This window comes from Dellaglioa carnosa (assembly GCF_026948345.1).
Taxonomy (GTDB): domain Bacteria; phylum Bacillota; class Bacilli; order Lactobacillales; family Lactobacillaceae; genus Dellaglioa; species Dellaglioa algida.
This window is the reverse complement of record NZ_JANXLI010000007.1, coordinates 45,199-54,115: the sequence shown is the minus strand read 5'-3', so window position 1 is coordinate 54,115 and position 8,917 is coordinate 45,199. Positions and strand designations below refer to the sequence as shown.

Genomic DNA, 8,917 nt, shown 5'->3' with positions numbered 1-8,917 from the left:
ACTTCTTGTACTTCTTGTACTTCTTGTACTTCTTGTACTTCTTGTACTTCTTGTACTTCTTGTTTAGTTTGATAATCAGTTCCAACAGATGCAAGTTCTTCTCGTGATGAAACTTCAGGTTTATCTTTAAATACAGCAAGCTCCTTTTGAGCTTCATTTTCAGAATTGGTTATCTCAAATAGACCCCTAGCTAATGCATGTTTGTTATTAGCAACTATTTTTGGAGTCACATCTACTGTAGGAGTAACTTCAGGTATTGGCGTCGTATTCGCCAAGAACTCGTTTTGTACCACTCTTTTTTCAACAACCGGTGTGACTTCATTTGGTGATACAAAATTCTCGCTAGCTGTGTCATCAGTCGCGCTTAAACCAGCATGAAGTGGTAACTCAACAGTCTCTTCGCTAAAGTAATTGTCAGCTTGATCATCAAACAACAAATAAGTATCTTTCGCTTTTGTCAATTGAACCAAAAGTTGACGATATTTAACATTTTTATTTTGTTTTTTACTCGTAAAGAATGTGGGTATTTGTTTTGGTCTAAAACCTCTAGAGTAATGATTAATTTGTGATTTCTCGTTCTGACTATCCATTTTAACTTCTTTTCGGATAAATCGATCATCATTACGAGACGTCGCTTCTTCTTTTTTTATTGTTTTTTTATAAAATGCGGGTCCATCATAACGCTCCATTAATTTCATCCTAACTATGTAAAAAACTAATTGCCAATAACTGCAATTAGTTTTTATAAATCTATATTATGCAAATAATTTAGCTGCTTTTTCGAAATCAAACGCATCACCGACATGATTCGTTTTATCATCTAAAACTAAAATACCATGCGCAGTAGGTGCATTTGGAATACCCAATTCTTGAGCCGAACTGACCATTCCATAACTTTCAATCCCACGTAACTTACCTGGCCAAATAATTGCTCCGGTTGGCATCATTGCACCAACTTTAGCAACAACCACTAGTTGGCCTTGTTCAATATTAGGTGCACCACAAACGATGTCTAACATCTCATTGTTGTTAACTTGAATTTTTGTGACATGTAAATGATCAGAATCAGGATGTTCCGTAGATTCTGCTACATATCCAACGACGAACTTAGGATCTTCATCAAGAATCAATTTATCATCAAATCCGGCAGAAACGATTAGTTCATTTAATTTTTTAACCTGACCTTCAGTTAAAAAAACTTGCCCATTGCCAATTAAACTAGGTAATGCTTCAGAAATTTCCAAAAAATTAAATCCCAAAGTCGCATTTGATTTTTCATCAAAAATACGAACAACGTTATTTTTTAACTCTGAACTTTGTTGTTCCACGTCTTCACGTAAAACAACCATTAGTGTATCGCCAACATTTTTTAAATTATAACTTGATATCAACATATTTATTTGTTAATTCCCTTCTTTTTATCACTGATGACTAAAACGTCACAAGACGCATTTCTAAGAATTGCATCTGTCGTTGACCCATTTACAAATCGTTCAACAGCATTAGCGCCAGTTTGACCAACCATAATTAAGTCAACATGCTTTTCTTCTGGTATTTCTCGACTTAATAACACTTTAGGGGATCCATACGCTAAAATTGTCTCCACATGATTAACGCCCTTATCCAACGCGACCTGTTTGTAGTCGGCCAATGTGTCATTTAACCGTCTAACTTCAGTCGTAACATCATCTTCGTCCTCTGAAAATGTATTGTCAACACTGCGTTCTACAACGTGTACAATTAACAAACTTGCTTCATTTTTCAAAGTGCTATCAACGGCTTGATTGAATGCACGCTCAGATTGTGCGCTACCATCAATCCCTACCATTACTTTTTTATAAAGTTGCTCAAACATGGCCATCACCCCAATTAGTTTAATTTATTCATAAATGCTTCAATCTGTTCCTTTGTCTTACGATCTTTACTTACATAACGGTCAAGTTCATTTCCATTCTCAAATGCAACAAAACTTGGAATTCCAAAGATACCCCATTCTTGGCAAAGTTCAATTTGCTCATCTCGATCAACTTTGTAAAAATTAAAGTCAGCATATTCTGCTTCAATTTCAGGCATCATTGGTTCAATAAAGTTACAATCTGGACACCAACCTGCGGTGAAGTAAAATAATGACTTTCCATTTGCCAACAGTTCATTTAATTTATTTGTTTCTAAAACTTCTAATTTTTCCAAGCTTACTACCCCTTAATGATTGTATCAACGGTTGAACGATCTAATCCTAAAATTGTTTTTTCAAGCAATTCTTTCGCTGCTTCGTAATCTCTGATTGAAAACATTGTTTGATGCGTATGGATATAGCGCGCGCAAACACCAATCACGGAACTTGGAATTCCATTATTTTCGGTTTGTGCAGCACCGGCATCAGTTCCACCTTGAGAAACAAAGTATTGGTATGGAATATTATTGTCTGAAGCAGTATCTAACAAGAATTCTTTTAATCTTGGAAGCGTCACTAATCTTGGATCGTAAATTCTAATCAATGTACCCTCACCAAGATGACCAAACGTTCCCTTTGTTGTTTCAAGATCATTTGCTGCGGAACAATCAACAGCAAAGAACAAATCTGGTTTTAACATATTTACTGCACCTGGTGTACCTCGTAAACCGACTTCTTCTTGAACATTGGCACCAGCAAATAATGTATTGGGTAATGTTGTATCTTTTAATTTTCCAAGCGTTTCTAACACAGCTGTACAACCGTAACGGTTATCCCACGCCTTACTAATAATGTTTTTGCCATTCGCCGTTTTAATTGTTTCAACATCCGGCACAATATAATCACCTGGTGCAATCCCAAATTCTCTTGCCTCAGCGGCTGATTCAAAGCCCCCATCAAATAAGATATCATTAATTTGTGGTGTTGCATTTTGATGATTATCACCACGTAATAAATGTGGTGATACCGAAGAAGAGATGATTGGATATGTTTGACCTGATCGAGTTGTTAATGTGAATCGTTGTGAAGAAACAACAAATGGGTTCCATCCACCAAGGGGACGAACTGAAAACAAACCATTATCATTAATTGCAGCAAGCATAAATCCAACTTCATCCATGTGAGCGGCAGTCATAATTTTAGGCGCATTTGTATCTGCGTTGTTACGAATACCAAAAATACCACCCAAACCGTCTTGGACAACTTCATCAACATTCGGTGTCATTTTTTCGCGCATAACATCCCGAACATTATTTTCAAACCCACTTGTTGCTTGAAGTTCTGTCATTGTTTTAACTAAATTAAACGTTTTATCATTCATCATTAAAATCCCCTTTTCATTTTGTCTGAAAAATTGGTTATATTTTTTATTTACTACCGTATTATTACTTAATTTATATTATATAATACTACCATAAAAGAAGCTAAGAATGTATCTTCTTTACCATTTAGGCCACTAATCTAGTTCGCATTCTTTATTATTGAAAAAAATAAATACAAAAAAATCTGGAATTATTATTCCAGATTTCCAGTCGGCATAAAGTGTGCCTCTAATTTATAGATTGGTTGACCCTTTTTACTAAACTTTTCTTCATATTCTGTCATCACATTATCTTCAGCCTCTATGCTTGCATGTAAATCAAGCCAAACCTGATCATAGGCCATTCCATACTCATTTAAACTAACTAATGAATACTCGAATAATCCTCGATTGTCTGTCTTAAATTCAAGATGGCCATCCGCTTTCATGACTTGTTCATATCCCTTTAAAAAGCTACCATGTGTGAGTCGGCGCTTAGCTTGTCTCGTTTTTGGCCATGGATCTGAGAAGTTCAAATAGACACCATCAACTTCGTTATCATCAAAGAATTCGGTAACCGAATCACCATTTCCTAATATTAATTGTAAATTTGGAATCTTGGCTTCAACTTGTTTTTTTAACGTAATTGCCGCAATTGTCGTTTGTAATTCAATACCAATAAAATTATATTCTGGAAACTTTTCAGCCATCCCCATAATAAATCCACCTTTGCCCATACCTATTTCAATAAACAAAGGTTGTTTTTTTTCAAATCTTGACTGCCATTTACCTTTAAATTGATTCGGTGACGTCACGAGTAATTCTGGATGTTCAGCAATTAACGGTTCAGCCCACGCTTTATTTCTTAATCTCAACTTATATATCCTCATTTCATTTAATAAAGTAAGTGGGGCTAGAACGGTTTAATCGTTTTAGCCCCACTTCTCTTTAATTCATTTCTGCGTTATATTTTTGTAGCTCTACAAGCGCTTGGTTCATCTCATGGAATCGACCCAGTCCATGCGCCTTTTTAATTCGTTGTAAGATTGCCATTTTATAATACCAATTAATTCGATTCAATAGATCATTATCTTCCAAAGACTCATGGTATGACTCTAACCAATCACGCCATTGCGTACTAGGAATATATTCAGACATCACTAAACTCAAATCCATAGCCGGATCAGCAATTTTAGCAGACTCCCAATCAACCAAATATAATTGATTCGTATCCGATCGCAACCAATTTCTGTGATTTAAATCGCCATGACAAACCGTATAATCGTCAGTTGATAACTCGGGTTGCCGTTCATTTAATTGGTGAAAAATATCGGTTAGCAGGGGATGATTTTTTAAATCGTTACTTAAATCATCAAAATAGTTTGCCAAAAGGCCACTTGGCGTGATTGTCTCTCCGCCAACCTGACTCAACATGCTTCTAAGTTGTTTTGAACGATGTATTTTAGATAATAATTCCGGAACCATTTTCTGGCTCATTTCGTCAGAATTTAGATTTCGCCCATTTAACCATTCTTGAGCAGTCAATGTATCCCCGCTTGAGATACGCTTAGTCCAAATTAATTTCGGTGTAATACCGGCAACCGATAATGCAGCTAAAAAAGGCGACATATTTCGTTTTAGAAATACCTTTTCTTGCGCCCTAGTTCCCATGTATGCGGTACCCGTATCTCCACCAATTGGTAACAATTGCCAACCGGGATCTAAGTTGAAATCCATCTTATTACTACCTCTTCTTCTCGACTGACCTCTGACCTTATAGTTTTATATTACAAATATCGACATTATACGTCAAGGATTTTTTTAACTCTAGTAACCAAGTAAAATTTCGTAAACAAACTTATTTCAATTAAACTTGCCAAAATACCGTAGCCAAGCATGATTAATTGTCCAGTACCAATATAAAGTGCGATATTTAAAAATAACGCGCTTATCCCTAAAATAACTAAAGTAAATGTTTTAAAGTTTCTAATTTGAAAATCTTTTCCTTTTGGATACAATCTCGTAAAAATAATATTGTCATAATGTTTTGCGAACGGTAATAGTTGAAAGCCAATTAGATAAATGAATAAAACTAAAAAGGCAATTGCCAACCATCCGACTGGTATAAACGCGATAATTAGTGCACCAATCAATGTTAATCGAATAAATAAGCCACTAAATTCGGTGCCACGAATAAAACCTCGTGCATATAAAAACATGTACACATTTTTATCATCTTTTCTCACTCGATTTAAGATAAAATCAAGGTACGCCCGTCTTTTAACTTGTCCCCTAACCATTGGTACATCAGTAAATAAATTAAAGAAACGATAAATACCCAACATTCTATTCTCTTCAAAGCTAATGGCCTTTTTCCAATCAAAAATCTCTTTAAAATCCTGAACCGATAAATAGCTTAATATTAAACTACTCAACATGGCAATTATAAAACTCGCAATAAAACTGCCGTACAGGCCAATCGCATAAATAATAACGGGTAAGAGCCCAATAATTAGCGTCTTATTTAATCTACCAAATCGATTATTTTGATATTTTTCCAATAACGAAATCGTCATCCAGTTATTTTTTAGGCAGAGTTGCGTTAAAATTAAAAAAATAACATTCATCAACGTAATCCTCATTCCAATCATCATGACAGGAATAAGAAGAACGATAAACACAAGTTGCATTAAACTAGCCATAATTGTTGAATATCGTTTCGCTTTTTTGAGATAGGTACCTAATGCGTATTCCTGCGGCAATAGAAATACAATATCTGCTTCTTTCAATAAAGTACTTAATCGACCAATTTGTAAAATAACCAGTAGTCCAACAATCAAAGCAGGTCGATACCAAATTAAATTAATTGGCATGACTTTTAATCCGTTAGAGTACGCTAATCCTAGTCCACCAACAAAGAACATAATTGCAACCACAAAATGATCGTTCAAGACATATCTTAAATACTTTAATAATAATAATTGATGACTCTTTAAACGATTGGTCCATAAGTCTTTCATCTCGTTACCTCGTCCTTAGTTAAACCGAGATATATTTCGTCTAAAGAAGCATCAAGTTTATTGTATGCCTGTCTCAATTCAACCATAGTCCCCTGCGTTTTAATTTCACCTTTATTTAACAAAATAAACCAATCACAATACTTTTCAGCGGTTGCCAAAACATGAGTTGACATTAACACGCTCGCCCCGCGTTCTTTCTCAGAAACAATTAACTCAAGTAAATCATTAATTGCTAGAGGATCCAGGCCAAGAAACGGTTCATCAATAACATAAAAATCCGATTCCGTTAAAAAAGCACAAACAATCATGACTTTTTGCTTCATCCCTTTAGAAAAATTAGCTGGAAACCAATCTAACTTATTATCGAGTCTAAATATTTTTAATAACTCGTTGGCTTTCTTCCAAGCTCGATCATTGTCCAGGCCATAAGCCATTATCGAAAGTTCTATATGTTCTTTCAATGTTAACTCTTCATACAAAATTGGCGTCTCTGGAATATAAGCCAGGTGTGATTTGTAAGCCTGACTGTCTTCTCTTAACGTCACTCCATTTAATTTAATAGAACCCTTTTGTGGGGTTAATAATCCAATTATATGATTGATTGTGGTTGATTTACCAGCACCATTCAGTCCAATTAAACCCACTACATTTCCAGGTTTAACTTCAAAAGAAATATCTTTTAAAACTGGTATTTGAGAGTAACCGCCCACTAAATTTTTAACTTCTAATGTCATTTGCCGATTCCCCATTTACATTTTATTTATGACTCCAATTATATCATATTATGCTGAATTATCATTCATGATGTATAATATGTTCATACTTAACATTGAAAGAAGGTAAACATATGACTGACTGTATTTTTTGTAAAATCGTTGCTAATGAAATACCTAGTTTTACCATTTATGAAGATGAAAATATTAAGGCATTTCTTGATATTTCGCAAACAACACCAGGGCACACACTTGTTATTCCGAAAAAACATGTTGCTGACATCTTTGAATACGACCAAGCACTTGCAAGTGCTGTATTCGCCAAAATACCCATGATTGCATCCGCAATTAAGGCAAGTAATCCAGATATTCAGGGTATGAATATTATTAATAATAATGGCGCAATTGCCTATCAATCTGTTTTCCACTCACATTTCCACTTAATTCCTAGATACACGACAAAAGATACCTTTAAGATATCATTCAAGGACAACTCAAAAAAATATGAGCCAGACCAACTTGAATCAATGATGTCATCAATCAAAAATATGATTGGAGAAAAATAATGTCAAAAACGGTTAAACGTTTCACTTTACTATCAATCATTGGTGGATCGGCTTACTATGCTTACACGCATAGGGATGAGCTTAGTACTTTTATCACAGAAAAAAAAGCAAAAGCGAAAGAAGATTTTTCTGACTATCAAAATGATATCAGTCGCGTTGCCAACTCATCAAAAAAATTATTAGACGCGACCAATCGTTTAAATATTGTTATTGATGAAACAGCACCAATTATTGATGCCATTAATGATCGTATCAACGAGTTTAGTTACGAAATTGAGCCAAACTTGCGTAAAATTAATAAAAAATTAGAAAAGTACCAATAACAAGCGGTTTAAAGTTTGATTTTTTTGTGAATTTTTGTGCAATTACTTTCATTACACGATAATTATGTTATATTAAGCATATTAGTCTTTCTTTGAAAAGACAAAAAATTTAAGAAATAGGATGTGTTAGGTTATGAAAAAATGGCTTGTTGCTTTAGCCGGCGTATTATTAACATTTACATTAGCGGGGTGTGGGAACTCAACAGTTGCAACTACCTCAGGTGGTAAAGTTACAGAAAGTGCTTACTATGACAGTTTGAAGAAAACGTCAAGTGGTACATCAATCTTACAACAAATGATCTTGAACAAAGTATTGGAAAAAGAATATGGTAAGGACGTTTCCGATAAAGAAGTTACAAAACAATATGATACTTATAAAGCTCAATATGGATCAAGTTTTTCATCTGTTTTATCACAAAACAGCATGACAAAAACGAGCTTTAAAGCAGAATTACGTTCTAACTTGCTTTTGAAAGCTGCCGTTAAAGATTACAGTGACTTAAGTACTTCAGCTGTAAATAAACAATGGGAAGCTTACCAACCAACTATTACTGTTCAACGTATTCAAGTTGCTAAAGAATCAGACGCCAAAGATATCATCAAACAACTTGATGAACAAAAAACTGCTAAGAAGTTAACTGATAAATTTACTGCATTAGCTAAAGAAAAATCAACCGATACAACTTCTGCAAGTACTGGTGGTACGTTATCTCCATTCAACAACACTGATACAACATTAACAGCAGAATTCAAAAAAGCTGCATTTGACTTGAAGCAAGGTAAATATACGACTACTCCAGTTAAGACAGCTTCAGGTTACGATGTTATCTTAAGTGTTAAGAATGCCGGTAAAGGTAAAAAAGCCGACCATACTTCTGACTTAAAAGAACAAATTGTTACTGAAACTATGGCTGACTCAACTAAATTACAAAAAATAGTTGGTAAAGTTCTTAAAAAAGGTAACGTATCAATTAAAGATAAAGACTTAAAAGATGTTCTTTCAAGTTACTTATCATCATCTTCATCATCTTCAAAATAATT

General features: G+C 34.4%; 11 protein-coding genes and 1 pseudogene. 3 read left to right on the top strand and 9 right to left on the bottom strand.

What is annotated here, in order from left to right; genetic code table 11:
• The 9 genes and pseudogenes from N0K80_RS07250 to N0K80_RS07210 form a co-directional block, all read right to left on the bottom strand.
• Positions 1-689: pseudogene (locus N0K80_RS07250) on the bottom strand (hypothetical protein); the annotation flags it as partial.
• 66 nt (positions 690-755) lie between these two features.
• Positions 756-1,394 carry a YtpR family tRNA-binding protein gene (gene ytpR, locus N0K80_RS07245; protein ID WP_269024296.1) on the bottom strand — a complete coding sequence of 213 codons (639 nt, stop codon included), beginning with the start codon at positions 1,392-1,394 and terminating at the stop codon, positions 756-758.
• 2 nt (positions 1,395-1,396) lie between these two features.
• Entirely contained in the window at positions 1,397-1,855 is a 459-nt protein-coding gene (locus tag N0K80_RS07240; RefSeq protein ID WP_186674556.1) for a universal stress protein, read from the bottom strand.
• A 14-nt stretch (positions 1,856-1,869) separates the two neighbouring features.
• Positions 1,870-2,190, bottom strand: coding sequence for a thioredoxin family protein (locus N0K80_RS07235; RefSeq protein WP_269024295.1), 321 nt, complete (start codon positions 2,188-2,190; stop codon positions 1,870-1,872).
• 5 nt (positions 2,191-2,195) lie between these two features.
• Positions 2,196-3,275 carry a glutamyl aminopeptidase gene (gene pepA / locus N0K80_RS07230; RefSeq protein WP_269024299.1) on the bottom strand — a complete coding sequence of 360 codons (1,080 nt, stop codon included), beginning with the start codon at positions 3,273-3,275 and terminating at the stop codon, positions 2,196-2,198.
• Positions 3,276-3,469: 194 nt separating this feature from the next.
• A complete protein-coding gene (trmB, locus tag N0K80_RS07225) occupies positions 3,470-4,129 on the bottom strand; it encodes a tRNA (guanosine(46)-N7)-methyltransferase TrmB (protein ID WP_057973364.1) in 660 nt (219 codons plus the stop codon).
• Between the two features lie 73 nt (positions 4,130-4,202).
• A complete protein-coding gene (locus tag N0K80_RS07220; protein WP_269024294.1) occupies positions 4,203-4,991 on the bottom strand; it encodes a phosphotransferase family protein in 789 nt (262 codons plus the stop codon).
• Positions 4,992-5,056: 65 nt separating this feature from the next.
• Positions 5,057-6,274, bottom strand: a complete 1,218-nt coding sequence (locus tag N0K80_RS07215; RefSeq protein ID WP_269024293.1) for an ABC transporter permease — start codon at positions 6,272-6,274, stop codon at positions 5,057-5,059.
• Positions 6,271-7,008, bottom strand: a complete 738-nt coding sequence (locus N0K80_RS07210; RefSeq protein WP_269024292.1) for an ABC transporter ATP-binding protein — start codon at positions 7,006-7,008, stop codon at positions 6,271-6,273. Before N0K80_RS07210 ends, N0K80_RS07215 begins: the two co-directional genes overlap by 4 nt.
• A gap of 113 nt (positions 7,009-7,121) precedes the next feature.
• Between N0K80_RS07210 and N0K80_RS07205 the strand changes: the two genes are divergently transcribed.
• The 3 genes from N0K80_RS07205 to N0K80_RS07195 all read left to right on the top strand — a co-directional run bounded on the left by N0K80_RS07205 (position 7,122) and on the right by N0K80_RS07195 (position 8,915).
• On the top strand, positions 7,122-7,553 hold the full coding sequence (locus N0K80_RS07205) for an HIT family protein (protein WP_269024291.1): 432 nt from the start codon (positions 7,122-7,124) through the stop codon (positions 7,551-7,553).
• Entirely contained in the window at positions 7,553-7,876 is a 324-nt protein-coding gene (locus N0K80_RS07200) for a hypothetical protein (RefSeq protein ID WP_269024290.1), read from the top strand. Before N0K80_RS07205 ends, N0K80_RS07200 begins: the two co-directional genes overlap by 1 nt.
• 133 nt (positions 7,877-8,009) lie before the next feature.
• Positions 8,010-8,915 carry a peptidylprolyl isomerase gene (locus tag N0K80_RS07195; protein ID WP_146342756.1) on the top strand — a complete coding sequence of 302 codons (906 nt, stop codon included), beginning with the start codon at positions 8,010-8,012 and terminating at the stop codon, positions 8,913-8,915.
• Positions 8,916-8,917 lie beyond the last annotated feature (2 nt).

Bases quoted from the DNA above. Each gene is read 5' to 3' on its own strand.
- N0K80_RS07200 (WP_269024290.1), top strand. From the start codon at position 7,553: ATGTCAAAAACGGTTAAACGTTTCACTTTACTATCAATCATTGGTGGA.
- pepA (WP_269024299.1), bottom strand. From the start codon at position 3,275: ATGAATGATAAAACGTTTAATTTAGTTAAAACAATGACAGAACTTCAA.
- N0K80_RS07240 (WP_186674556.1), bottom strand. From the start codon at position 1,855: ATGTTTGAGCAACTTTATAAAAAAGTAATGGTAGGGATTGATGGTAGC.
- ytpR (WP_269024296.1), bottom strand. From the start codon at position 1,394: ATGTTGATATCAAGTTATAATTTAAAAAATGTTGGCGATACACTAATG.
- N0K80_RS07215 (WP_269024293.1), bottom strand. From the start codon at position 6,274: ATGAAAGACTTATGGACCAATCGTTTAAAGAGTCATCAATTATTATTA.
- N0K80_RS07210 (WP_269024292.1), bottom strand. From the start codon at position 7,008: ATGACATTAGAAGTTAAAAATTTAGTGGGCGGTTACTCTCAAATACCA.
- N0K80_RS07195 (WP_146342756.1), top strand. From the start codon at position 8,010: ATGAAAAAATGGCTTGTTGCTTTAGCCGGCGTATTATTAACATTTACA.
- N0K80_RS07205 (WP_269024291.1), top strand. From the start codon at position 7,122: ATGACTGACTGTATTTTTTGTAAAATCGTTGCTAATGAAATACCTAGT.
- N0K80_RS07220 (WP_269024294.1), bottom strand. From the start codon at position 4,991: ATGGATTTCAACTTAGATCCCGGTTGGCAATTGTTACCAATTGGTGGA.